The organism is Pseudomonas sp. 1152_12, from assembly GCF_052850675.1.
This window is the reverse complement of the sequence record NZ_VXCW01000073.1, coordinates 1-225: the sequence shown is the minus strand read 5'-3', so window position 1 is coordinate 225 and position 225 is coordinate 1. Positions and strand designations below refer to the sequence as shown.

General features: G+C 58.7%; 1 pseudogene. It reads right to left on the bottom strand.

Annotated elements, in window-relative coordinates:
• Nucleotides 1–225, bottom strand: a pseudogene (locus FW764_RS28170) (hypothetical protein); the annotation flags it as partial.

Genomic DNA, 225 nt, shown 5'->3' with positions numbered 1-225 from the left:
CTGCGGATTGGCTAAACCTTCCCACTGGCGCAGGCGCAGGATATAGAGAATTTCCACCGGCACGCGCTCCAAGTGCCAGTCCTGATTGAAATCGTAGGAATTCTTCTGGCTCTCTTTGCCGGTTTGCCAAGTGTGGCGGTCACACGCGGCCAACAGGCAGGGCATCAGGTCGTCGGGGCTGGGAGTGCGCCACTTGGCCAACAAGGCTTCGTAGATGGGTTCGTC